The sequence below is a fragment of the Bradyrhizobium sp. 41S5 genome (assembly GCF_011516665.3).
GTDB lineage: Bacteria > Pseudomonadota > Alphaproteobacteria > Rhizobiales > Xanthobacteraceae > Bradyrhizobium > Bradyrhizobium quebecense.
In genome coordinates this window covers 1899202-1920792 of the sequence record NZ_CP083721.1, presented here as the reverse complement: position 1 = coordinate 1920792, position 21591 = coordinate 1899202, and the positions used below count along the sequence as shown (strand labels likewise).

Annotated in this window: 24 protein-coding genes; 9 read left to right on the top strand and 15 right to left on the bottom strand. The window is 65.9% G+C overall.

The annotated features are described in order from the left end of the window. The first annotated feature begins 133 nt into the window (after positions 1-133). From HAP47_RS09055 to HAP47_RS09040, 4 genes are read left to right on the top strand one after another with little or no spacing between them, the layout of a single operon-like run. Complete coding sequence (locus tag HAP47_RS09055) at positions 134-454, top strand: c-type cytochrome (protein ID WP_371821803.1); 321 nt, start codon at positions 134-136, stop codon at positions 452-454. Continuing rightward, positions 455-850: a VOC family protein gene (locus tag HAP47_RS09050; protein ID WP_173638545.1), complete on the top strand. Its 396-nt coding sequence runs from the start codon at positions 455-457 to the stop codon at positions 848-850. 32 nt (positions 851-882) lie between these two features. Beyond that, positions 883-1431 carry a gluconate 2-dehydrogenase subunit 3 family protein gene (locus HAP47_RS09045; protein ID WP_173638546.1) on the top strand — a complete coding sequence of 183 codons (549 nt, stop codon included), beginning with the start codon at positions 883-885 and terminating at the stop codon, positions 1429-1431. A gap of 24 nt (positions 1432-1455) precedes the next feature. Continuing rightward, a complete protein-coding gene (locus tag HAP47_RS09040) occupies positions 1456-3024 on the top strand; it encodes a GMC family oxidoreductase (RefSeq protein ID WP_173638547.1) in 1569 nt (522 codons plus the stop codon). Between the two features lie 76 nt (positions 3025-3100). Here HAP47_RS09040 and HAP47_RS09035 read toward each other — a convergent pair whose 3' ends face one another. Next, entirely contained in the window at positions 3101-3406 is a 306-nt protein-coding gene (locus HAP47_RS09035; RefSeq protein WP_173638548.1) for a DUF6966 domain-containing protein, read from the bottom strand. 7 nt (positions 3407-3413) lie between these two features. Next, positions 3414-3734: a ribbon-helix-helix domain-containing protein gene (locus HAP47_RS09030; RefSeq protein ID WP_173638549.1), complete on the bottom strand. Its 321-nt coding sequence runs from the start codon at positions 3732-3734 to the stop codon at positions 3414-3416. A gap of 232 nt (positions 3735-3966) precedes the next feature. Here HAP47_RS09030 and mutL point away from each other — a divergent pair, with 232 nt between their 5' ends. Then, positions 3967-5784 (top strand): DNA mismatch repair endonuclease MutL, encoded by a 1818-nt coding sequence (gene mutL, locus HAP47_RS09025; protein WP_173638550.1) that lies wholly within the window; start codon positions 3967-3969, stop codon positions 5782-5784. A 191-nt stretch (positions 5785-5975) separates the two neighbouring features. Here mutL and HAP47_RS09020 read toward each other — a convergent pair whose 3' ends face one another. The 3 genes from HAP47_RS09020 to HAP47_RS09010 form a co-directional block, all read right to left on the bottom strand. Next, entirely contained in the window at positions 5976-6593 is a 618-nt protein-coding gene (locus HAP47_RS09020) for a hypothetical protein (protein WP_173638551.1), read from the bottom strand. Between the two features lie 94 nt (positions 6594-6687). After that, the gene (rsmD, locus tag HAP47_RS09015; protein ID WP_173638552.1) at positions 6688-7245 is read right to left on the bottom strand and encodes a 16S rRNA (guanine(966)-N(2))-methyltransferase RsmD; all 558 of its coding nucleotides are present in this window, start codon (positions 7243-7245) and stop codon (positions 6688-6690) included. A gap of 6 nt (positions 7246-7251) precedes the next feature. Next, complete coding sequence (locus HAP47_RS09010) at positions 7252-9372, bottom strand: pseudouridine synthase (RefSeq protein WP_173638553.1); 2121 nt, start codon at positions 9370-9372, stop codon at positions 7252-7254. A gap of 129 nt (positions 9373-9501) precedes the next feature. Between HAP47_RS09010 and HAP47_RS09005 the strand changes: the two genes are divergently transcribed. Further along, positions 9502-9960 (top strand): nucleoside deaminase, encoded by a 459-nt coding sequence (locus HAP47_RS09005; RefSeq protein WP_173638554.1) that lies wholly within the window; start codon positions 9502-9504, stop codon positions 9958-9960. A 44-nt stretch (positions 9961-10004) separates the two neighbouring features. Here the strand turns inward: HAP47_RS09005 and HAP47_RS09000 are convergent, their stop codons facing one another. Then, entirely contained in the window at positions 10005-10910 is a 906-nt protein-coding gene (locus HAP47_RS09000; RefSeq protein WP_173638555.1) for an alpha/beta fold hydrolase, read from the bottom strand. A 121-nt stretch (positions 10911-11031) separates the two neighbouring features. Here HAP47_RS09000 and HAP47_RS08995 point away from each other — a divergent pair, with 121 nt between their 5' ends. After that, on the top strand, positions 11032-12264 hold the full coding sequence (locus tag HAP47_RS08995; protein WP_038388024.1) for an acyl-CoA dehydrogenase family protein: 1233 nt from the start codon (positions 11032-11034) through the stop codon (positions 12262-12264). Between the two features lie 123 nt (positions 12265-12387). Here the strand turns inward: HAP47_RS08995 and purD are convergent, their stop codons facing one another. The 4 genes from purD to HAP47_RS08975 all read right to left on the bottom strand — a co-directional run bounded on the left by purD (position 12388) and on the right by HAP47_RS08975 (position 15158). Then, positions 12388-13665, bottom strand: coding sequence for a phosphoribosylamine--glycine ligase (gene purD / locus HAP47_RS08990; protein ID WP_173638556.1), 1278 nt, complete (start codon positions 13663-13665; stop codon positions 12388-12390). Between the two features lie 98 nt (positions 13666-13763). Continuing rightward, complete coding sequence (locus HAP47_RS08985) at positions 13764-14063, bottom strand: winged helix-turn-helix domain-containing protein (protein ID WP_173638557.1); 300 nt, start codon at positions 14061-14063, stop codon at positions 13764-13766. Positions 14064-14067: 4 nt separating this feature from the next. Then, entirely contained in the window at positions 14068-14619 is a 552-nt protein-coding gene (locus HAP47_RS08980; RefSeq protein WP_173638558.1) for a hypothetical protein, read from the bottom strand. After that, complete coding sequence (locus HAP47_RS08975) at positions 14616-15158, bottom strand: DUF2306 domain-containing protein (RefSeq protein WP_173638559.1); 543 nt, start codon at positions 15156-15158, stop codon at positions 14616-14618. Before HAP47_RS08975 ends, HAP47_RS08980 begins: the two co-directional genes overlap by 4 nt. 147 nt (positions 15159-15305) lie before the next feature. On the opposite strand from HAP47_RS08975, the gene xseA reads away from it, so the two are divergent. Beyond that, positions 15306-16931 carry an exodeoxyribonuclease VII large subunit gene (gene xseA / locus HAP47_RS08970; protein ID WP_173638560.1) on the top strand — a complete coding sequence of 542 codons (1626 nt, stop codon included), beginning with the start codon at positions 15306-15308 and terminating at the stop codon, positions 16929-16931. Position 16932: 1 nt separating this feature from the next. On the opposite strand, the gene HAP47_RS08965 is transcribed toward xseA, so the two are convergent. After that, positions 16933-17766 carry a dienelactone hydrolase family protein gene (locus HAP47_RS08965; RefSeq protein ID WP_173638561.1) on the bottom strand — a complete coding sequence of 278 codons (834 nt, stop codon included), beginning with the start codon at positions 17764-17766 and terminating at the stop codon, positions 16933-16935. A 187-nt stretch (positions 17767-17953) separates the two neighbouring features. On the opposite strand from HAP47_RS08965, the gene HAP47_RS08960 reads away from it, so the two are divergent. After that, positions 17954-18181 carry a DUF2093 domain-containing protein gene (locus HAP47_RS08960; protein WP_016848019.1) on the top strand — a complete coding sequence of 76 codons (228 nt, stop codon included), beginning with the start codon at positions 17954-17956 and terminating at the stop codon, positions 18179-18181. Positions 18182-18195: 14 nt separating this feature from the next. Here HAP47_RS08960 and lpxK read toward each other — a convergent pair whose 3' ends face one another. The 4 genes from lpxK to HAP47_RS08940 are packed head-to-tail and all read right to left on the bottom strand — an operon-like array spanning position 18196 to position 21466. Beyond that, complete coding sequence (gene lpxK / locus HAP47_RS08955) at positions 18196-19218, bottom strand: tetraacyldisaccharide 4'-kinase (RefSeq protein WP_173638562.1); 1023 nt, start codon at positions 19216-19218, stop codon at positions 18196-18198. Continuing rightward, entirely contained in the window at positions 19211-20545 is a 1335-nt protein-coding gene (locus HAP47_RS08950) for a 3-deoxy-D-manno-octulosonic acid transferase (protein ID WP_173638563.1), read from the bottom strand. The genes lpxK and HAP47_RS08950 overlap by 8 nt, the downstream gene beginning before the upstream one ends. Further along, entirely contained in the window at positions 20508-21221 is a 714-nt protein-coding gene (locus tag HAP47_RS08945) for a lysophospholipid acyltransferase family protein (RefSeq protein ID WP_173638564.1), read from the bottom strand. The genes HAP47_RS08950 and HAP47_RS08945 overlap by 38 nt, the downstream gene beginning before the upstream one ends. Continuing rightward, positions 21218-21466 carry a DUF4170 domain-containing protein gene (locus HAP47_RS08940; protein ID WP_173638565.1) on the bottom strand — a complete coding sequence of 83 codons (249 nt, stop codon included), beginning with the start codon at positions 21464-21466 and terminating at the stop codon, positions 21218-21220. The genes HAP47_RS08945 and HAP47_RS08940 overlap by 4 nt, the downstream gene beginning before the upstream one ends. Positions 21467-21591: the final 125 nt, after the last annotated feature.

The following is a 21591-nucleotide window of genomic DNA, read 5'->3' as shown; positions in this document are numbered from 1 at the left end:
CCAACGGCCGATTTCAGCCTCTTACAGTCACCGCACAGGGGCGGTGATGTATATGACAAAGCTGCGCGCGAGGTGGACGTTGGCGCTGGGATTTTGCGGCGCGATGTTTGCAGTGCAAATGACGGCTGCGCAAATGCCGCTGCCTGCCGCCAAGCCGCCCGACGGGGCCACGCTGTTCAAGCAGCAATGCGCGACCTGCCACACCACCAATATGTCGGATCCCGTCCGGCAAGGACCGTCGCTCTACAAGATCGTCGGCCGCCATGCCGGCAAGGCTGACGGCTTCAAATATTCCGCAGGCTTCGCCAAGGCGGATTTCGTCTGGGACGACGCCAGGCTCGATGCCTGGCTGACCGATCCACAACAGGTGATCCCCGGCGCCGTGATGGCCTATCGCCAGGCCAAGCCGGAAACCCGCGCCATGATCATCGCCTATCTGAAGGAGCTGAACTGAATGGCGAAACCCGTGCATTCGATGATCCGCGTGTTCGACGAGGCCAAGGCGCTCGACTTCTACAAGCGCGCGTTCGGCCTCGAGATCGCGGACAATCTGAGATTTGGCGATTTCGCGCTGATCTATCTGCGCCATCCCTCCTCGCCCTTCGAGGTCGAGCTCACGGTCAATTTCGACCGCAAGGAACCCTATGCGCTCGGCGACGGCTACGGCCATCTCGCCGTCGTCGTCGATGACGTCGATGCCGAGCACGCGCGCTTCGAGAAGGAGAAATTGTCGCCCGGGCCGCTGCGCGACTTCAAGCACGACGGCAAGACGCTGGCGCGCTTCTTCTTCGTCTCGGATCCCGACGGCTACAAGATCGAGGTGATCCAGCGCGGCGGGCGCTTCGGCTAATCCAACTAGAAAATAAACTACGGAGGAAACCCATGAGAGAAATCGATCGACGCAGCAAATATGACCGGCGTGTGTTTCTCAAAGGCGCGGCCGTCACGGCACCCGCAGTCGCGATCGCGACATCGACCGGGCTTGGCATCACCGACGCGTGGGCCGATGAGGCCGGCACGCTGACGCCGGCCACGATGAAGACGCTGCTGAAGGTGGCGCGCGACATCTATCCGCACGATTTCCTCGGCGACAGCTACTACATCACCGCAGTGAAGCCGTGGGATGACAAGGCCGCCAAGGATCCAGCGGTGAAATCGCTGATCAATGAGGGCATCGCCCGGCTCGATCAGGCGGCCAACGACCGCCACAAGATGCCTTATGTCCAGGTCGCCTGGGAGAACGATCGCGTCGCGTTGCTGCAGCAGATCGAGCAGAGCGCGTTCTTCCAGAAGATCCGCGGCGACCTCATCGTCTCGCTCTACAACAACAAGGAGGTCTGGCCGCGGTTCGGCTACGAGGGCTCCTCCGCCGAGCATGGTGGTTACATCAAGCGCGGCTTCGCCGACATCGATTGGCTGCCGAAGGCTTGAACGGACAACGCCCAGGAGGAAACAATGGCAAAATTCGATCTGAATGACAGCGGCGTTGTCGTGATCGTCGGCTCCGGTGCCGGCGGCGGAACGCTCGGTAATGAGCTGGCGCAGAAGGGCGTCAAGGTCGTGATCCTCGAAGCCGGACCGCGCATCGAGAACCAGGACTTCATCAACGATGAATGGGACAGCTTCACGCAGCTCGCCTGGTCCGACGCGCGCTCGACCTCGGGAAGCTGGCGCGTCCACCAGGATTTTCCGGGCCTTCCGGCCTGGATCGTGAAGGCGGTCGGCGGCTCGACCACGCATTGGGCCGGCGCCTCGCTGCGCTTCGACGAGCACGAGTTCAAGATCAAGTCGGCTTATGGCGGCATTCCCGGCGCCAACCTGCTGGACTGGCCGATCACGCTCGCCGAGATGGAGCCGTGGTACGCCAAGGCCGAGGACAAGATGGGCGTCACCCGCACCAACGGCATCCCCGGACTGCCCGGCAACAACAACTTCAAGGTGATGGAGGCCGGCGCCAAGAAGCTCGGCTACAAGGAGGTGCACACCGGGCGGATGGCGATCAACAGCGAGCCGCGCGACGGCCGCGGCTCCTGCCAGCAGATCGGCTTCTGCTTCCAGGGCTGCAAGTCGGGCGCCAAATGGTCGACGCTCTACACCGAGATCCCGAAGGGCGAAGCCACCGGCAATCTCGAAGTGCGTCCCGGCAGCATGGTGATCAAGATCGAGCACGACCAGTCCGGCAAGGTCACCGGCGTGGTCTATGCCGATGCGACCGGCGCGATGCAGCGCCAGAAGGCCCGCGTCGTTGCGGTCGCCGGCAACTCGATCGAGAGCCCGCGGCTCTTGCTCAACAGCGCCTCCAGCATGTTCCCGGATGGTCTTGCCAATTCGTCGGGCCAGGTCGGCCGCAATTATTTGCGGCACATGACCGGCAGCGTGTATGCGACCTTCGAGAAGTCGGTGCATATGTATCGCGGCACCACGATGGCCGGCATCATCCGCGACGAGGCGAAGAACGATCCGAAGCGCGGCTTCGTCGGCGGCTACGAGATGGAGACACTGTCGCTCGGCCTGCCCTTCATGGCGGCGTTTCTCAATCCCGGGGCCTGGGGCCGCAGCTTCACCAGCGCCATGGAAGGCTATCCGCGGATGGCCGGCATGTGGCTGGTCGGCGAGGACCTGCCGCAGGAGACCAACCGTGTCACGCTGGATCCGAGCATCAAGGACAAGTTCGGCATGCCGGTCGCGAGCGTGCATTTCGACGATCATCCGAACGACGTCGCGATGCGCGATCACGCCTACAAGCAGGGCGCCGCGGTCTATGAGGCGGTCGGCGCCACCGTGACCTATCCGACGCCGCCCTATCCCTCGACCCACAACATGGGCACCAACCGGATGAGCGAGAAGCCGCGCGATGGCGTGGTCAACAAGTTCGGCCAGACCCACGACATCAAGAACCTGTTCGTCTCCGACGGCAGCCAGTTCACGAGCGGAGCGGCGTGCAATCCGACGCTGACGATCGTGTCGCTGGCGATCCGGCAGGCCGACACGATCGCCGGCGCGATGCAGCGCAAGGAGATTTAAGGTCCCTCAAACTGAAGCGGCCTTGTCTCATACAGGGCCGCTTTTCTTTGCGGTTATTGTCTTTGACAAGACCAAGCTAGGAGCCGGCGATATCGGCGTTGTTCCTGATCAAGATCGCCAGCGCCCCCGCTCGCGTTCGAAGCCGATCTAGCTCATCGTTTGATGATGATAAAACCAGATCATTGAAAGACCCCATCCCGCCATAAGCACTCAAGAGCCGCTCAATGCCGTGAAAATCGCCGCCAGCAATTTCGCGGCGAGATATTTCCATCCAATCCGCCCAATGCGAGCCCCACTCATCTTCACGCAGCAAGACCACCAGGCGGCCCAAAATGGTGATGAGTTCTGGCACTGCCGCCGAGGGCGATGGGAGAATATTCAAGTGAGGCCTATTCCGCGGCGTCCATAATTGCCGCCCCGGGGCGATAGTCCGGAACCACCGCCGGCGCATTCGCCTTGGCGCGGTAGATCAGGCAGGAGCAGCGCAATAGCGACGCGAAATTGTTCACCTCGCCGTGATGGTCGAGCACTTCGTTATGTAAGGTGGTGAGGAACTTGGCAACGCTCATCCCCTCCTTGGCGGCAATCTCCTCCAGCGTGTCCCAGAACGACATCTCCAGCCGGATCGAGGTGCAATGACCGCCGATCCGCAGCGACCGGGTCTGCGATTCATAGTTGCGCTGCGGCTGGTGCGAGAACAAATGGCACATGGCTATCCTCCCGATCAGATTATATTTTTTCTAAACGATATACCCGCGCGTGCGGCGTCACAATCGCCACGAAGGGCGTAGCCGGTCCACACGCGAAGGTGAGTGTCTTCAAGGCGATAGGCCGGCTCCATCCCCAGCTAAAGGCAGCCATTCGCGGGCCAGCCCATGCATTTGACAGGCGAGCCGACTACAATGCCGCCGAACCTCGAATCCCTATCCGATCGCGCAATCCATGCCCGTCCGCCAGCTTCCAGAACAGCTCGTCAACCGCATCGCCGCCGGCGAAGTGGTCGAACGTCCTGCGAGCGTCGTCAAGGAACTGGTCGAGAACGCGATCGACGCCGGCGCGAGCCGGATCGACGTATTCACCGATGGCGGCGGGCGGCGCCGGATCGGCATCACCGACGACGGCGGCGGCATGACGCGCACCGACCTCACGCTTGCGGTCGATCGCCACGCCACCTCCAAGCTCGACAACGAGGACCTCTTGCGCATCCGCACGCTCGGGTTCCGCGGCGAAGCGCTGCCGTCGATCGGCGCGGTGGCGAAGCTCGGCATCACCACGCGCCATCCCAGCGAGCCGCATGCCTGGTCGCTGTCGGTCGAGGGCGGCGAGAAGTCGGAGGTCATGCCGGCTGCGCTCGGCCAGGGCACCCGCGTCGAGGTCAACGAACTCTTCTACGCAACGCCGGCAAGGCTGAAATTCCTCAAGACCGACCGCACCGAGGCGGAGGCGATCCGCGAGGTGGTGCGGCGCCTCGGCATGGCGCGCCCCGATATCGCCTTCACGCTGGCCGGCGAAGAGCGCGCGCCGGTCACCTGGGCCGCCGCGCTGCCCGGCGCGGCCGGCCGGCTGACGCGGCTCGGCGATATTCTGGGCGCGGACTTCCGCGCCAGCGCGATCGAGGTGCGCGCCGAGCGCGAGGGCGTGGTGGTCGAAGGCTTTGCCGCTGCGCCGTCGCTGACCCGCGCCAATGCACTGGGGCAATATCTGTTCGTCAACGGCCGCCCGGTGCGCGACAAGCTGATCCTCGGCGCCGTGCGCGCGGCCTATTCCGACTATCTGCCGCGCGACCGCCATCCCGTGGTGGCGCTGTTCGTGACCTGCGACCCGCAGGAGGTCGACGCCAACGTGCATCCGGCCAAGACCGAAGTGCGCTTCCGCAACGCCGGCCTGGTGCGCGCGCTGATCGTACACGCCTTGAAGGATGGGCTTGCGCGCGAGGGCAGACGCACCGCGGCCAACACCGCCGACGGCGCGACGTTACAGGCATTCCGCCCCGCCTTCACGCCGCCGCGCCCGAGCAATTGGGACTGGCGCAGCTCGCCGTCATATCCGGTCAATCCGCTGCGCGCGTTCGAGGGCGCGGCGGCGCCCGCCTTCGCCGAGCCCGGACAGGCCGCCTTCGATGTCGGCACCCCGACCGCCGATGTCCGCTTCGAGGCCGCGCCCGCGCCCGATCTGCTCGACCGGCCACTCGGCGCTGCGCGCACCCAGATCCACGAGACCTACATCGTCTCGCAGACCCGCGACGGCCTGATCGTGGTGGACCAGCACGCGGCGCACGAGCGCATCGTCTACGAGAGACTGAAGGCCTCGCTGGCGAAGAACGGCGTGCAGCGGCAGATCCTCTTGATCCCGGAGATCGTCGAGCTCGATGAGGCGACTGTCGAAAAGCTGCTCGATCGCGCCGAGGAGCTGGCATCGTTCGGGCTCGCGATCGAGTCCTTCGGTCCCGGCGCGGTCGCGGTGCGCGAGACCCCCTCGCTGCTCGGCAAGGCCAATGCGGCCGGGCTGCTGCGCGACCTCGCCGAACATATGGCCGAGTGGGACGAGGCGCTGCCGCTGGAGCGCCGGCTGATGCATGTCGCCGCCACCATGGCCTGCCACGGCTCGGTCCGCGCCGGGAGACGCCTCAAGCCGGAAGAGATGAACGCGCTGCTCCGCGAGATGGAAGACACGCCGAACTCCGGCCAGTGCAACCACGGCCGCCCGACCTATGTCGAATTGAAGCTGAGCGATATCGAGAAGCTGTTCGGGCGGCGGTAGTCTCTATCGCCCTCGTCCCGGGCAAGCCAACGGGTCGGCGCAAAGCGCCGCCCGATGACAGGCTCCGCGCGACCCGGGACCCATAACCACGAATGCCTCCGTTGACAAAGGCTGGGGCCCCAGCGTGCTTTCACAACACACTTTCGTGGTTATGGGTCCCTGCGTTCGTAGGGACGACAGATCAGGGCATCCTACGAATCCTTGCGCGCGAAGACCTGCAACGCGGTGCGCAACTGCGCAATCCATTTGTCGCCGTCCTCGAACCCGCGTGCCGCGATCCGCTTGCACACCTGATCGAGATCATCGCCATCGGCTACCTGCTTGCCGACCTGCCGGACGATCGCGGCATAGCCGTCGACTAGCAGCACGAGGCCCGGCGCATTCGCGGCAACATATTGCTCCCGCGCCTCGCGGAAGAGCTGCGAGGCTTCGTCGTACCGGCCAAGCGCCAGGTCGAACGCCCCCACCATCCAGACGCCCGTTGCTTCGCGCAACGGTCCGAGCTCCAGGGTACGCACCATCCCGAGCGATCGTTCTGCAAGTTCGCGCGCGGCCAGCAGATTGTCGGGGCTGATCGGCTTGTCGGAAACGCCCCAGCCCGGCCAGCAATCGGCCGCCGCGTTGAACGTCCAGCGCTGAACCATCTTGAGCGCTTCGCGCTCGTCACGATCCTGCGCGCCACAACCGCGCTCGATAAGGTCGGCGGCATCGCGCACGGCCGCAAGCAGCGCTGCGTCATCACCGGTACCGCGCAACGCCTTGACACGCGTCTCCAGCTGACCGGCCAGCCCGGCAAGAGTGTCGGCCATGGTTCGCGCTCCGCAAACGGTGATGAATCAGTCTGGGGGTGGAGAAGGCGTAACCATCATAAAGTCAGCGGATGACGCCGGCGCCGATGCGCCCCTACACTTTTTCGCGAAGGAACACGAACTCGGTGTCGTCATAGGCGCGCCGCTCGAGTTCCTCGAACCCTTCGGGCGCCGCGAACGCCGCGGCCTTGGCCTCCTCGACGACGAGCAGCGCGCCCGGCGTCAGCCAGCCGCCGTCGCGCAGCGAGGCGAGCGCCTTGTCGGCGAGACCCTTGCCGTAGGGCGGATCGAGGAACACCAGCGAGAACGGCTCGACCGGATGCGCCGGTCCGAGGTCGGTCGCATCGCGACGATAGACCTTGGTCGTCCCGCCAAGGCCGAGCGACTCGACATTGTTGCGCAGCAGCGCTCGCGCCTCGGCGCCGTTGTCGACGAACAGCGAGAACTTCGCGCCGCGCGACACCGCCTCGATGCCGAGCGCACCGGTGCCGGCAAACAGATCCAGCACGCGCGCGTCCTCAATCGGATTGTCGTAGGCGTGGATCAGGATGTTGAACACGGATTCGCGCAGGCGGTCCGCGGTCGGACGGATGTCGCGGCCCGACGGCGAAGCGAGATTGCGGCCCTTCAGCCTGCCCCCGACGACGCGCATTGACCGTTACTCGTCCTTCGGCGTGAGATCGCGCTTGCCGTGATAGCCGCGCTTGGGACGGCGCGGCGGGCCGTAGCCGTTGGCCTCGTCCTCGTTGCGGGCGCGGGCTTCCTCGCTGCCGGTGCGCTGCACCAGCACGCGGCGGCCCTTGCGGTCGTTGATCGTCTCGCGCTTGCTGGGCTTCGGCTTCCTGGCGGGCGCATCGTCGCCGCCGTCAGCTTCGCGCTGCTCCGGCCGCGTGAAGTCCGCACCTGCGACCTTGGCGATCTTCTCGCCGAGCTGCTCGCGCAGCACCCGCGTCTTGACTTCCTCGACCTTACCCTCCTCGAGCTCGCCGAGCTGGAACGGGCCGTAGGAGATCCGGATCAGCCGGTTCACCTCGAGCCCGAGATGCGCCATCACGTTGCGCACCTCGCGGTTCTTGCCCTCGCGGATCGCGAACACCACCCAGACGTTGGCGCTCTGGTCGCGCTCCAGCGTCGCGTCGATCGGTCCGTATTTGACGCCGTCGACCTCGACGCCGTCCTTGAGCTGGTCGAGCTGGCCCTGCGTCACCTCGCCATGCGCACGCACGCGGTAGCGGCGCAGCCAACCGGTGTCGGGATGCTCCAGCGTCCGCGCCAGCCCGCCGTCATTGGTCAGCAGCAGCAGGCCCTCGGTGTTGAAATCGAGCCGACCGATCGAGATCAGCCGCGGCAGACCCTCGGGCAGATTGTCGAACACGGTTGGCCGTCCCTCGGGGTCGGCATGCGTCGTCATCAACCCGCGCGGCTTGTGATACATGAACAGCCGCGTCCGCTCGCGCGGCGGCAACGGCTTGCCGTCGACCGCCACGAGATCGTTCTCGGTGATATCGAGCGCCGGCGAGTTGATCACGCGTCCGTTGACCGTGACGCGGCCCTGGGTGACGATCTCCTCGGCATCGCGGCGCGACGCGAGGCCGGCGCGCGCCAGCACCTTGGCGATGCGCTCGCCCGCCTTCTTCGGCTTCGGCTCGGGACGCTCGCGGCGGTCATCGTAGGAGCGTTCGCGATAGGCACCGCGGCCGCCGAAGGCCGGGCGCTTGGCAAAGACCTTGCTGTCGTCCTCGTTCTCGCGGCGCGGCCGATCACCGAAACGGCCTTCGCTGCGCGGATGCTCCTGCCAGTCGGTGCGGCCTTCGGGGCGCTCGCGCCGGCGATTGTCGCCACCAGCCTCGTCTCCTTGCCAGCGCGGCCGGCTGAACTTCGGCCGCTCGTTGCGATCGCCCTGCTCGCGATCGTCACGGGAACGCGAGAACCGTGGCCGCTCTCCGCCGCCGCGATCGTCGCGCGGCCTGTCGTAACGCGGCTTGTCGAAGTTGCGCGGGCCGTCGCGGAACGGACGCGAACCACGCTCCGGACGATCGGAACCGCCTTCGCGCTTCTGCCACGGCTTGGATTCGCCGCGCGGCGGCCGGTCGCCAAAGTCCTTGCGCGGGCCGCGATCCGCCGCACCGCGCTTGAACTTGCTGTCGCCGCCGAATTTCCGTGCCGGCCGGCCGCCATCGCGCGAAGGACGGTCGCCGAACGATCGCTCGCCACGCGGCGTATAGGGCCGCTTCTCGCCGTCACGCTCGCGCGGCGCGTAAGGCTTCCGGTCGCCGAATTTCCGATCAGAAAACCGCCCTGCCGGGCGGGCGTCATCGCGATCACGCCGCGGCGCGCGGTCGTCGCGATTATAGTTCGGACGGTCGCCGCGGGGCGCGTAGGGACGCTTTTCGCCGCCGCGGTCTTCGCGCGGCTTGAACGAACGTTTTTCGCCATCCCCGCCGCGATCAAATCTCGGCCGGTCGCCGCGCGGCTTGAACGTGCGCTTCTCGCCATCGCCGTCTCGGGCTGGACGATCGCGGAATGGCCGATCGCCACGGGCGTCATCGCGGTTGAACCTCGGCTTGTCGCCGAACTCGCGGCGCGGCGGACGGTCCTCGCGATCGCCGCGATAGGGCCGCTTCTCGCCATCGCCCTTGCCGGCAAACTTCTTGTCGCCAAAGCCGCGCTTGGCAAATTTCTTGTCCGGCCCGCGGGCGGCGCCGGAGCGGCCCTTGCCACCGCCGGGCCGATCACGCCGGCCGCGGGAATCGTTGTTTTTGTCGCTGTCGCGGGGCATGAATAATCTCGCTGGACGTTCAATTGGGGTGCAAGGGCAGCCGGGCGTACGCGCCCTGTTGGCAGCGCATTTGACGCAAAACCGGCATCCACTTTTGCTGAAGGCGAAGCTACTAGCAGGTTTCTTCCGATGATACGAGGCATGTCAGCCCCTTCTTTCATGGATTTGGCGCTGAAAACGGCCGAAAACGCCGGAAAAGCCGGCGAAGTTCCGATCGGATGCGTGATTGTCCGTGGTTACGAGATCATCGCCACCGCCAGCAATCGCACCCTCACCGATCGCGATCCGACCGCCCATGCCGAAGTCCTGGCGATCCGGCAGGCCGCCGAGGCCATCGGCACCGAGCGGCTGGTCGATTGCGACCTCTACGTGACGCTGGAACCCTGCACCATGTGCGCCGGCGCGATCTCCTTGGCCCGCATCCGCCGGCTGTACTACGGCGCCGCCGACCCCAAGGGCGGCGCGGTCGAGTCAGGCGTGCGGTTCTTCGCGCAGCCGACCTGCCACCACGTCCCGGAGGTCTACGGCGCAGTCGGCGAGACCGAGTCCGCGCGCCTCCTGCGCGAGTTCTTCAGGGAGCGGCGGTAGAAACACGAAAGATAGACCCGTCACCCTGAGGTGCAGCGTGTTGACTACCCTGCCAGGAAAAACTCGCGCAGCAGCTTCGCCGTCGCGTCCGGAGCCTCCTCGGGCAGAAAATGCCCCGACGCGACCGGCGCGCCGCTGACATTGGTCGCCCAGTTCTTCCAGGTGTCGAGCGGCGTGGTTGCCGCGCTGGCAACGCCGGCATCGCCCCACAACGCCAACATCGGGATCGTGATCTTGTTGCCGGCGTAGACGTCGGCCTTGTCGATCTCGTAATCGGCATAGGCGCCGGCGCGGTAGTCCTCGCACATCGCGTGGATGCGGGCGGGATCGCGGAACGGCGCAAGGTAATGCGCGAGCGCGCGCGGATCGATGGCGTCCAGCGTCTTGGTCCTGGTCTGGCTCGCCATCTTCTCCTTGAGGAAGAATTCGCCATTGTTGGAGATCAGCGTCTCCGGCAGCGGATAGGGCTGCGCCAGGAACGCCCAGTGGTAGATCTTCAGCGCCGAAAGGCGATTGAGCTTCTGCCAGTAATCATAGGTCGGCGCGATATCGAGCACCGCGAGCTTCGACAGCCGGCCGGGATGGTCGAGCGCGAGCCGGTACGAGACCCGGCCGCCGCGGTCGTGACCGGCGAGCGCGAAATGGACATGGCCGAGCTGCTCCATCGCCTCGACCATGGTCTTCGCCCAGGCCCGCTTGGTGTACGGCATATGGTCCTTGTCGCTGTCGGGCATGTCGGACCAGCCGTAGCCCGGCAGGTCGGCGATGATCAGCGTGAACTTGTCGTCAAGCTTCGGCGCGACGGTGTGCCACATCACATGGGTCGAGGAGAAGCCGTGCAGCAACAGCAGCGGCGGCCCCTTGCCGCCGACGCGGGCGAAGATGCGCCCCTGCGAGGTGTTGATCCATTTCGACTCATAGCCGGGAAAAAGATCAGCGAGATCAGGCATCGGTGGCTCCCCCGGGTCGCGTGCGCCGTGCTTCAAACTTTGTTCGGCGTTGCCGCTGGCTCAGGCGAGGTTTATGCCATCCTCCAGCCCAACCAACAACAACACGAAACGAGGAAGTGCCATGTCGATCGATTTCGAGATTCCGGCCGAAGCCAAGGCGATCCGCGAGAAGGTCCGCAAATTCGTGCACGACGAGTGCATCCCGGCGGAAAAGGAACTCGACACCAAGCCGCTTGCCGAGGTGCTGGGACCGTTGCGGAAGAAGGCCCGCGCGCAGGGCCTGTGGTGCCCCTTCGTGCCGAAGGAGTATGGAGGTATGGGCCTCGGCCCGCTCGCCAATGCGCTGGTGCAGATGGAGCTCGGCGAGAGCATGCTCGGCGCGCTCTCGATGAACACGCAGGGGCCGGACGATGCCTCGATGATGACGATCCTGGCGCACGGCACCGAGTACCAGAAGGAGAAATTCCTCAAGCCCCTGCTGAACGGCGAGAAGCGGATCTGCTTCTCGATGACCGAGAAGGCCGCCGGCGCCGACGCTACCGGCATGCAGACCACCGCCGTCAAGGACGGCAACGAGAACTACATCCTCAACGGCGAGAAATGGTTCTCCTCGTCGGCGAGCGTCGCCGACCTCGCGCTTGTCATGGCGAAGACCGATCCGAACGCACCGCGCCACAAGCAGTATTCGACCTTCATCGTCGAGCTGCCAAACCCCGGCTACCGCATCAAGCGCAACGTCGCCAACATGGCGATCGAGGGCCCGCATGACGACGTGATCCACGGCGGCCACTCCGAGATCGAGATCAAGGATCTCAAGGTGCCCGCCGACAATCTGCTCGGCGGCGAAGGCAACGGCTTCAACATGGGCCAGCACCGCCTCGCCTATGGCCGGCTGCGCCACGGCATGCACAACGTCGCCAAGGCGCAGCGCGCGCTCGACATGGCGGCCGCCCACGTCACCAAGCGCTCGACCTTCGGCCAGTTGCTGGCCGACCGCCAGGCGGTGCAGTTCATGCTCGCCGATTGCGCGAGCGAGCTCTATATCGGCCGGCTGATGCTGCTGCACATCGCCTACAAGGCGGAGAAGGGCCTCGACATCCGCCAGGAGAACTCGATCGCCAAGATCTTCCACGCCCACATGGTGCACAAGGTGATCGACACCGCGATCCAGCTCCACGGCGCGCTCGGCTTCAGCCAGGATACGCCGCTGGCCAAATGGTACACGCAGGTGCGCTCGCAGCGGCTGGTCGACGGTCCCGACGAGGTGCACAAGTGGAAGATCGGCAAGAACGTCATCAAGGCGTTCCGCGAGCACGGCACCACCGCGAGCGCGGCGGGTGGGGATTTGCTGTAAGCGTCATTGCGAGCGAAGCGAAGCAATTCATCTCGCGGCAACCGGAGAAGTGGATTGCTTCGTCGCTTCAGCGCAAAATTGCTGTGCAACCTTGTCGCGAGCTCCTCGCAATGACGTAGCGCGCTAGCCCTTTTCCTGCTCCACCGCCTGCCAGGCGATGTCTCGGCGGCAGAATCCCTCCGGCCATTTGATGCGATCGACGGCCTGATAGGCGCGGTCGCGCGCCTCGGTGACGGTCTTGCCTATCGCGCAGACGTTCAGCACCCGACCGCCGTTGGCAAGGATTGCGCCGTCCTTCGCCACGGTGCCGGCGTGGAATATCTCGACGCCGTCGACATTGGCGCCGTCATCGAGGCCATCGATCCGCGTGCCCTTGATGTAGTCGCCGGGATAGCCCTTGGCCGCCATTACCACCGTCAGCGCCGGGTCCGGATACCAGCGCAGATCGAAGTTCCTCAATTGCCCGTCGATTGAGGCGAGCAGTGCCGGCACGATGTCCGACATCATCCGCAGCATCAGCACCTGACACTCGGGATCGCCGAAGCGGACATTGTATTCGAACAGCTTTGAGCCCTGCGCGGTCAGCATCACGCCGGCATAAAGCACGCCCTTGAACGGCGTGCCGCGGCGCTTCATCCCCGCAACCGTCGGCAGGACGATCCGCGCCATGATCTGGTCGTGCACCTCAGGCGTCACGAACGGCGTCGGCGAATAGGCGCCCATGCCGCCGGTGTTCGGCCCCTTGTCGTGATCGAACACGCGCTTGTGGTCCTGCGCGGATGCCAGCGGGATCGCGGTCTCACCGTCGCACAGCGCGAAGAAGCTGATCTCGCGGCCCGAGAGGAATTCCTCGATCACGACCTCGGCGCCGGCCGAGCCGAACGCGCCCTCGAACATCATCGCGACAGCGGCTTCCGCCTCGAGCAAGGTCTGCGCCACCACGACGCCCTTGCCGGCGGCGAGCCCGTCGGCCTTGACCACGATCGGCGCGCCCTGGGCGCGGACATAGGCCACCGCGTCCTTGGCATTGTCGAAGCGGCGATAGGCGCCGGTCGGAATGTTGAACTCGCTGCAGAGGTCCTTCGTAAACCCCTTGGAGCCCTCGAGCTGCGCGGCCTGCCTGCTCGGCCCGAACGCCTTGATGCCGACGGCGGCGAGGTCGTCGACGATGCCGGCGGCGAGCGGCGTCTCCGGACCGACCACCACCAGATCGACCGCGTTGCGCCGGCAGAACTCGATCACCGCGGCATGGTCGGCGACATCGAGCGCGACGCATTCGGCCTCGCGCGCGATCCCGGCGTTGCCCGGCGCGCACCAGAGTTTGGTCACCAGCGGAGATGCGGCGATCTTCCACGCCAGCGCATGTTCGCGGCCGCCGGAACCGAGCAGGAGGATGTTCATGAGACACAGGCTCAAAAGGGTGCAACAACTGTGTCGGTCGCACGAATCCCGGCCGGCTTGCAAGGGGCGACGAGGCCGATTCCCCCGTCATTCCGGCCTCACGGCTGCTTGCCAGCGATGATCTCCTGCAAGGTCGCGACATGGCGGGCGAAGGCGCCGCGGCCTGCCGCGGTCGCGGTCACGGTGGTCCGGGGCTTCTTGCCGACGAAGGCCTTGTCGACCGATACATAGCCGGCCCTGGCCAGCGTCTCGATATGGGCGCCGAGATTGCCGTCGGTGGCGTCCGTCAGCTTCTTCAGCCGGGCGAATTCGAGCCCGGTCGCAACCGGCAGCGCATTGAGCGCCGCCATGATCCGCAGCCGCAGCGGCTGATGGATGATCTCGTCGAGTTCCGCCATCGCCTCAGATCCGGCGCATCCAGAGGCCGCCGAGCACAAGGCCGCCGCCGTGCACAACCGCCATCCACAGCAGGAACGCCGGTCCGATGCAGTAGTAGCCGATCAGCGTCAAGGCGCTCGTGCAGGCCGCGATCACGATGAACGCATAACCGAACCACACGCCGGCCATCGCGTAGAACAGCATGCCGTAGAGCGTCCAGAACACGATCATCTGGCGCGGGCCAAAATGACCGAGCACGATTGAGGAGAAGACGCCGAATGCACCGATCAGCAGGAAAGAGATCAACGAACGGATCGGAAAGGCTCCATTTCCAGAGCGGAGATTGATGACGAAGCCCACCGCGGTGCTGATGACGAGGCCGCCGAGGTCGGTCGCGGTCCAGATCGTGTAACCCTGACGGGGCCAGAAATGGTTGGCGATGTAGGCCGCGAACACCAACACGCCCCATATCGTGATGATGAGGCTCGCCGTCTGATAGATCTGCGATTGGCGGACGCGCCGGACGACGTCGTTTATGTCGTCCATCGCCGCGCTGGCCTGTGCGGTGTCGATCATATCGACGCCCCGCTTTGCTCGGCCAGCTTGCCGGACACCGGCGGTGCTTCCGCCGGCGGACGATATTTGCCGATCAGAACATAGGCGATCGTCATGGTCATGATCGACAGCACCAATGCCACCAGCCCGACCTGCCCGCGCGTCGTCAGCGGCAGCAGACGCACCACGATTTCCGTTGCCGCCGCCGACATCAGTGACACATAGGACCATGAGATGAAATAGTAGTGGGTCAGTCGCCAGTTCGCCGGGCGCGGGCTGCGCAGCAGCGGAATAATCGCCGCCACGATGCAGGCGAAGTTCACGATCGCAGCGACATGGAACAGGTTGAAGGCGCCGGTGAACCTGTAGACCAGCATCGCGGTCCCGTCGGCGACCAGCATGGCATAGACGTAGAAGTAGCCGCGCGCCCGGTGACCTGCGCCGCGTTTTGGACGCAGGAACTGGATCAGCCCGACACCGATGCACAGCATCGCCACGACGGCATGGACCGCGCCTGCCGCGGAATGGACGAAACTTGCCAACGTCAACTGCGGGATCATCGGTCAGCCTCCAACCAGGTCGCCATCAACCTCAATCAGAGAACTCTGTATTACAGAGTATATGGACAAACAAGCCCACGCATTGGCGATGGCGGGCAAAAGTCCCTACGTTGCGCTGAAGCTCACAAACAGCCGAATCACCTGCAAATGACTGCTGCCGCGCCTAATCTCGTCAACGCGCCCGAATTCACCGTCTCGGAACTCTCATCCGCGCTGAAGCGGACGGTGGAGGACCGGTTCGGCCATGTCCGCGTCCGCGGCGAGATCTCCGGCTTTCGTGGGCCGCACTCCTCCGGCCACTGCTATTTCGCCCTGAAGGACGAGAGCGCCAAGATCGAGGCGGTGATCTGGAAGTTTGCCCACGCAAGGATGCGCTTCAAGCCGCAGGAAGGGCTCGAGGTCATCGCCACCGGCAAGCTGACCACCTATCCGAACTCCTCGAAGTACCAGATCGTCATCGATTCGCTGGAGCCGGCCGGCGTCGGTGCGCTGATGGCGCTGATGGAGGAGCGCAAGAAGAAGCTGGCGGCCGAGGGCCTGTTCGACGAGGCCCGCAAGCAGCTCTTGCCATGGCTGCCCGAGGTGATCGGCGTCGTCACCTCGCCGACCGGCGCGGTGATCCGCGACATCCTGCATCGCCTCGAGGATCGCTTCCCCCGCCGCGTGCTGGTCTGGCCGGTCAAGGTGCAGGGCGACGGCTCGGCCGAGCAGGTCGCGGCCGCGATCCGCGGCTTCAACGCGCTGCCGGAGGGCGGCCGTATCCCGCGGCCTGATCTGTTGATCGTCGCGCGCGGCGGCGGCTCGCTGGAGGACCTGTGGTCGTTCAACGAGGAGATCGTGGTCCGCGCCGCGGCCGAGAGCCATATCCCGCTGATCTCGGCAGTGGGGCACGAGACGGACATCACGCTGATCGACTTCGTCGCCGACAAGCGCGCGCCGACGCCGACCGCCGCAGCCGAAATGGCGGTGCCCGTACGCAGCGAGCTGTTTGTCGAGGTCACAGCGCTCGCCCGCCGCACCATGGTGTGCTGGCAGCGCGGCCAGGAGGCGCGCCGCAACGAGCTGCGTGCCGCGGCGCGTGCGCTGCCGGCGGCGAACGAACTGCTGGCGATCCCGCGGCAGCGGCTCGATCATCTCGCAGCCGGGCTGCCGCGCGGGCTGAAGGCCAATACGCACGCACATTTCCGCCGTTTCGCCGCGTCGAGCTCGCGCCTCACCATCGGCGTTCTGCGCGGCCAGGTCGCGCATGCAAGGCAGAGGCTGACCGTCTCGGGCGAACGCATCACGCTGTCGGCGCGCTCGCTGCTGCATCGCCGGCGCGAACGCTTCAGCGGGCTCGAGATCCGGCTCAAGGCCTCCAAGCTCGCCAACGCGAAGGCCCAGCGCAACGCGATCGCGCGCGATCTCGAGCGCACCCACCGCTTCGCCGAGCGCGCCCGCCGCGCGCTGGTGACGACGCTGCAGCGGCTCGAGGCGCGCGTCGCCCATCGCAGCCAGCTGCTGTCGGCGCTGTCCTATCGCGGCGTGCTGGCGCGCGGCTTTGCGCTGGTGCGTGATACGCAGGGACACGCGATCCATTCGGCCGCGGCGGTCGGCCCGAACGCCGGCCTGTCGATCGAGTTCGCCGACGGCCGCGTCGCTGCCACCACGAATCCTGATCAGCCCGCGGCGACGGCGACGCCCGAGAGCCAGCCGAAGCCGCAGCCGCGCGAGGTGAAACCAGCGGCGCCGAAGCGCGTCACCAAGCCGGTCGATCAGGGCAGCCTGTTCTAGTCTAGCGCGCCAGCCACTCGGCGACTTGCTTCTGCGCGTCCTTGCGCGCGCTCGCATCGGTGCCGATGTGACCGGGCTCCGTGATGCCGACATCGGACGAGGCCGCGACCGCATGCAGCGGCAGGTTGGCGCGGTCGAAATCGTGATAGGCCTCGGGATAGACCACGATCCGCGCCAGCGCGCTGCGGCCGCGCGCGCCGTCGACCATCTGGTGGCAGGCCGATGATGACGTTACATCGTCGCGCGCGCCGATCAGGACCAGCGTCGGCACCCGCGCGCTCCAGCCAAGGCCCGACGAGGTGCGGCAATCCGGATAGAACGCGACGGCCGAGCGGAAGTCCGGCTCGACATTGCGCGACCACATCTGCGGCCGCACCGCCCACAGCAAGGCGGCCGCGCCGTTGCCCCAGCCGATCAGGCTGATGCGGCTCTTCGCCACCCATTTCTGCTGCACCAGCCACTGCCGCGCCGCGTTGATGTCGGCAACCCGCGCACGGCGGGTCTGGACCTGATGCTCCTTGATGCGGCACTGGGGTCCGAGCTCGCGCGAGCCGTAGCTGTCGGGCAGCAGCACTGCATGGCCTGATGTGAGCAGTTGCTCGGCCCAGTCGCGATAGCGCGGTGCTACCTGCTCGGAACGGCCGGCAAGACCGCCGCAGCCATGCAGCGCGATGACCGTCGGGAACGGGCCATCGCCATCGGGCCGGTAGAGCTGCGCGTGCAGCGTGACATTGCCTTCGGGAATTTCGACCTGATGCGGGGCCGGAAGCGGCGCCGCGGCCGCGGCCGGCACGGCAAGCATGGCGAGGCACATGAAAACTGACTTGAGGCGCATCCGATCCGGCCGGCTCGTTATGGCGCTGCAAACACAGCGGACCACAGCCGCAACGCTACCATGCGCCTCCGCCGCCAAATCATCACAAGTCGGTGGTTTAACGGGCGGACATGACCCCCTATCTGTGATAGACGGCTTGATGAACATTTAAGGCTGCCTCATCGGAGGCAAGGCGGAGAGCTCAAACGTGCTGAACAAGTTCGGTCCCTCGGGCCATGGCGAAGCGCAAGTGCAATATCTCGACGGCGATTTCCGCGTGATCTCGCCTGGCACCTTTGTGCGGTGTGCCATCACCGACGTCCGGATTCCACTCGACGAGCTGAAGTACTGGAGCGTCGACCTGCAGGAGGCCTACGCCACCCCGACCGCCGTGCTGCAGCGCCACCATCCCGGCGTGCTCAAGCCGCAGGCTTAAGCTCGAGACTGCGCTCATGTGCGCAGCCTCCTGCTCCGCGCCTTGAACAGCTGATCGGTCACCAGGCGCCGCAGCGCGGCAGCATCCTCGAATTGCAGCGTCACCGCGAACGGCACGATCGCCTGCGCCCAGGCCGGCATCCGGGCCGGACCGTGCAACCGCGCCAGATCCTTTTCCGTCGTCACCAGCGTCAAGGCGTCACCTCTCGCATCGGCAACGAGCTGCGCGATCTCGTCCTTGGTGAAGGCGTGATGATCGGGGAACGCCGTGTTACGCACGACGTCGACCCCGCTTGCGCGCAGCGAGTTGAAGAAGCGCGTGGGATCGCCGATGCCGGCGAAGGCGAGTACGCGCCGACCGCGCAACGCACTCAATGAGGCCTCATCCGGCCTCAGATGGGCCGACAATACCGGCTTGCCGCGGGACGCGAGATCGGCCGCAATCTTCTGCGCCGCGCTCCCCTCGCCGACCACGATCAGCGCGTCGGTCCGCTCCAGCTGCGGCGACAGCGGCGCGCGCAACGGTCCTGCCGGAATGACGCGGCCATTGCCGACGCCGCGCGTGCCGTCGATCACGATCAGACAGGTGTCCTTAATCACGCCCGGATTCTGGAACCCGTCATCCATCAGGATCAAGCTCGCGTCCTGTGCGCGCGCCAGCGCCAGGCCCGCGGCGCGGTCACGCGAGACCACGACCGGCAAGGTCGCCGCCATCATCAGAGGCTCGTCGCCGACATCGGCCGCCGTGTGGCGGTCACGATCGACCTTGACCGGCCCGGCAAGCCTGCCGCCATAGCCGCGGCTGAGCACCACCGGCCGTTCATCGAGATCGCGCAGCAGTTTTGCCAGCGCCAGCACGGTCGGCGTCTTGCCGGCGCCGCCGACATGGTAATTGCCGACGCAGATCACGGGAATGCCGGCATCGATGCCGGAGTGCTGCATCCGCCGCGCGGCCACCGCGCCATAGAGCGCGGCAAGCGGTCTCAACAGTTGCGATGTCCAAGACGATGGCCGGTGCCAGAAGGCCGGCTCACGCATTGGCGGCTCCCATCTCGAGCTGCAGCTGCAAAATATACGGCTCGAGAGCGGTCACCGTGCGCTCCAGCGCACCACCGAGCTGTTCGACGACGCGCTCGGAGGCCGCAAGCGAGGCATCGCGAGCCGCGGGATCGGCGAGGAACTGGCCAAGCTGCTTGACCAGCGCTTCCAGATCGTCGGCGCGCCGCGCACCGCCGGCACGATCGAGCGCGTCATAGACCTCGGTGAAGTTGAAGACGTGCGGGCCGTGCACGATCGCAGCGCCGAGCTTGATCGCCTCGATCGGGTTCTGGCCGCCATGCGCGACCAGCGAACCGCCCATGAACACGATCGGCGCCAGCCGGTAGAACAGGCCGAGCTCGCCCATCGTGTCGGCGACATAGATATCGGTGGTCGCAACCGGCAGGTCCTCATGCGAGCGCAGCCCGGGACGCAGGCCCGCTTCCGTCACGAGCCGCGCCACGGCCTCGCCGCGCGCGGCATGCCGCGGCACGATCACCGTGAGCAACCCGGGGAAGAATCCGGCGAGCGATATGTGCGCCTCGATCAGGAGCTCTTCCTCGCCGGGATGGGTGGACGCGGCAACCACGATCGCGCGGCCGCGCGTCACCGACATCAGCCGCTCCAGCTTGGCGGGATCGGCCGGCGGCGCCGCGACGTCGAGCTTGAGGTTGCCGGTGACCATGACGTTGGGGCTGCCGAGCGCGGCAAAGCGTTCGGCATCGGTCTTCGACTGCGCGAGGCAGATGTCGAACCGTCCGAGCAGCGCCCCGATGGTGTTGGAGACCCGGCGCCAGCGCGGGAACGAGCGCTGCGACATCCGCCCGTTGATCAGCACCATCGGCAGCCGCCGCGCGGCGCTCGACAGAATCAGGTTCGGCCACAGGTCGGACTCGATGAACAGCGCCAGCGACGGACGCCAGTGATCGAGGAAGCGCGCGACATAGCGCGGCGAGTCATACGGCACGTATTGATGGATCACGTCGGGCGGAAAGCGCTTGGCGGCGATCGCGGCCGAGGTCACCGTGCCCGAGGTGAGCAGGATGCGCAGATTGAGCGCGCGCAGCCGCTCGATCAGCCCCACCGCCGCCAGCACCTCGCCGACGCTCGCGCCGTGAATCCACACCAGCGGGCCCTGCGGCCGGACATCGGCGCTCATGCCGCGCCGCTCGCCGACGCGTTCGGGGTCTTCCTTGCCGAGCTTGAGCCGCCGCTTGATCAGCGCAGGCGCGAGCGGCACCATCGCGGACGACAGCTTGCGATAGACACGCAACGTCATCGGTAGCGAGCTAGCCAAGCGTTGCCTCCGGCCGCCCGACGGCTGCATAGGCGCGCCGGGTCGCTTCGTTGAGAAGATTCTCCACGTGCTGCCGAAGCCTTTCCATCGTCGCGGCATCGGCATCGGGCGGCACATAGACCGGCTCAATACCTACCACTGCGCCGCGCCCGAATGGCAAATTGATGGTCGTGGAGTCCCAGTTTTTCAACCGGATGAATCGGCTGGTGACCATCGCAAAGGGGATGATCGGCCGGCCGGTTTCCCGCGCCAGCATGATGGCTCCGAGGCCCGCCACCCGCGCCCGCTTCGGCACGTCGGCCGTGGTGGCCATGTTGCAGCCGTCTTCCAGCGTCCGAACCATCTCCAGGAAGGCGCCGACGCCGCCCTTGCGATGGAACGCGCCGGAATGGTCGCCGGACCCCCTGATCGTGCCGATGCCGAGCCGCTCGACCGCGAGGGCGTTGAACTCGCCGTCGCGGTGGCGGGAGATCAAGACCTTGGCGCGGTGTCTGTCCTTGGTCTTGATGAACGGCGTCATGAAGTGCTGGCCGTGCCAGAACACGAAGATCGCCGGCATCAGGGGCTCGACGATCCCGTATACGTCATGCGGCTGATAGATGAAGCGGTTGGTGTACCACACCAGCCGCAGATACTCGGCCGCAAGCACACCCAGCACGCGCTGCACGAAGCCGCTGCGCAGCAGATCGCGAAGAAGTCGTTTCAATGGGAGTGCTTTGTGTCCTGCTCAGGATCGAGCAACCGGTGGAGGTGAACGACGAAATAGCGCACCTGGGCGTTGTCCACCGTCGCTTGCGCCTTCGCCTTCCAGGCCGCATAGGCGGTCGCATAGTTCGGGTAGACGCCGACGATCTCGACTTCGTCCAGGTTCTTGAAGGTGTTGTGCTCGAGATCGGTCAACTCGCCGCCGATCACGAGGTGAAGCAGCTGTGGCTGGGCATTGTCTGACATGAGATGGTTTTCCTAACGAGATGCCCGGCAAGCAAATGAAGTCGTTGTCGTCACAGGTCTGGTCGTCACGAGTCTGGTCGCTACAAGTCTGGTCGTCACAGGCCTGTCGTAACAAGTCCGTTCGT

Excerpts from the sequence above, each read along its gene's own strand:
- HAP47_RS09055 (WP_371821803.1), top strand. The coding sequence starts at position 134 with ATGCCGCTGCCTGCCGCCAAGCCGCCCGACGGGGCCACGCTGTTCAAG.
- HAP47_RS09050 (WP_173638545.1), top strand. The coding sequence starts at position 455 with ATGGCGAAACCCGTGCATTCGATGATCCGCGTGTTCGACGAGGCCAAG.
- HAP47_RS09045 (WP_173638546.1), top strand. The coding sequence starts at position 883 with ATGAGAGAAATCGATCGACGCAGCAAATATGACCGGCGTGTGTTTCTC.
- HAP47_RS09040 (WP_173638547.1), top strand. The coding sequence starts at position 1,456 with ATGGCAAAATTCGATCTGAATGACAGCGGCGTTGTCGTGATCGTCGGC.
- HAP47_RS09030 (WP_173638549.1), bottom strand. The coding sequence starts at position 3,734 with ATGTGCCATTTGTTCTCGCACCAGCCGCAGCGCAACTATGAATCGCAG.
- mutL (WP_173638550.1), top strand. The coding sequence starts at position 3,967 with ATGCCCGTCCGCCAGCTTCCAGAACAGCTCGTCAACCGCATCGCCGCC.
- HAP47_RS09020 (WP_173638551.1), bottom strand. The coding sequence starts at position 6,593 with ATGGCCGACACTCTTGCCGGGCTGGCCGGTCAGCTGGAGACGCGTGTC.
- rsmD (WP_173638552.1), bottom strand. The coding sequence starts at position 7,245 with ATGCGCGTCGTCGGGGGCAGGCTGAAGGGCCGCAATCTCGCTTCGCCG.
- HAP47_RS09010 (WP_173638553.1), bottom strand. The coding sequence starts at position 9,372 with ATGCCCCGCGACAGCGACAAAAACAACGATTCCCGCGGCCGGCGTGAT.
- HAP47_RS09005 (WP_173638554.1), top strand. The coding sequence starts at position 9,502 with ATGATACGAGGCATGTCAGCCCCTTCTTTCATGGATTTGGCGCTGAAA.
- HAP47_RS09000 (WP_173638555.1), bottom strand. The coding sequence starts at position 10,910 with ATGCCTGATCTCGCTGATCTTTTTCCCGGCTATGAGTCGAAATGGATC.
- HAP47_RS08995 (WP_038388024.1), top strand. The coding sequence starts at position 11,032 with ATGTCGATCGATTTCGAGATTCCGGCCGAAGCCAAGGCGATCCGCGAG.
- purD (WP_173638556.1), bottom strand. The coding sequence starts at position 13,665 with ATGAACATCCTCCTGCTCGGTTCCGGCGGCCGCGAACATGCGCTGGCG.
- HAP47_RS08985 (WP_173638557.1), bottom strand. The coding sequence starts at position 14,063 with ATGGCGGAACTCGACGAGATCATCCATCAGCCGCTGCGGCTGCGGATC.
- HAP47_RS08980 (WP_173638558.1), bottom strand. The coding sequence starts at position 14,619 with ATGATCGACACCGCACAGGCCAGCGCGGCGATGGACGACATAAACGAC.
- HAP47_RS08975 (WP_173638559.1), bottom strand. The coding sequence starts at position 15,158 with ATGATCCCGCAGTTGACGTTGGCAAGTTTCGTCCATTCCGCGGCAGGC.
- xseA (WP_173638560.1), top strand. The coding sequence starts at position 15,306 with ATGACTGCTGCCGCGCCTAATCTCGTCAACGCGCCCGAATTCACCGTC.
- HAP47_RS08965 (WP_173638561.1), bottom strand. The coding sequence starts at position 17,766 with ATGCGCCTCAAGTCAGTTTTCATGTGCCTCGCCATGCTTGCCGTGCCG.
- lpxK (WP_173638562.1), bottom strand. The coding sequence starts at position 19,218 with ATGCGTGAGCCGGCCTTCTGGCACCGGCCATCGTCTTGGACATCGCAA.
- HAP47_RS08950 (WP_173638563.1), bottom strand. The coding sequence starts at position 20,545 with ATGCAGCCGTCGGGCGGCCGGAGGCAACGCTTGGCTAGCTCGCTACCG.
- HAP47_RS08940 (WP_173638565.1), bottom strand. The coding sequence starts at position 21,466 with ATGTCAGACAATGCCCAGCCACAGCTGCTTCACCTCGTGATCGGCGGC.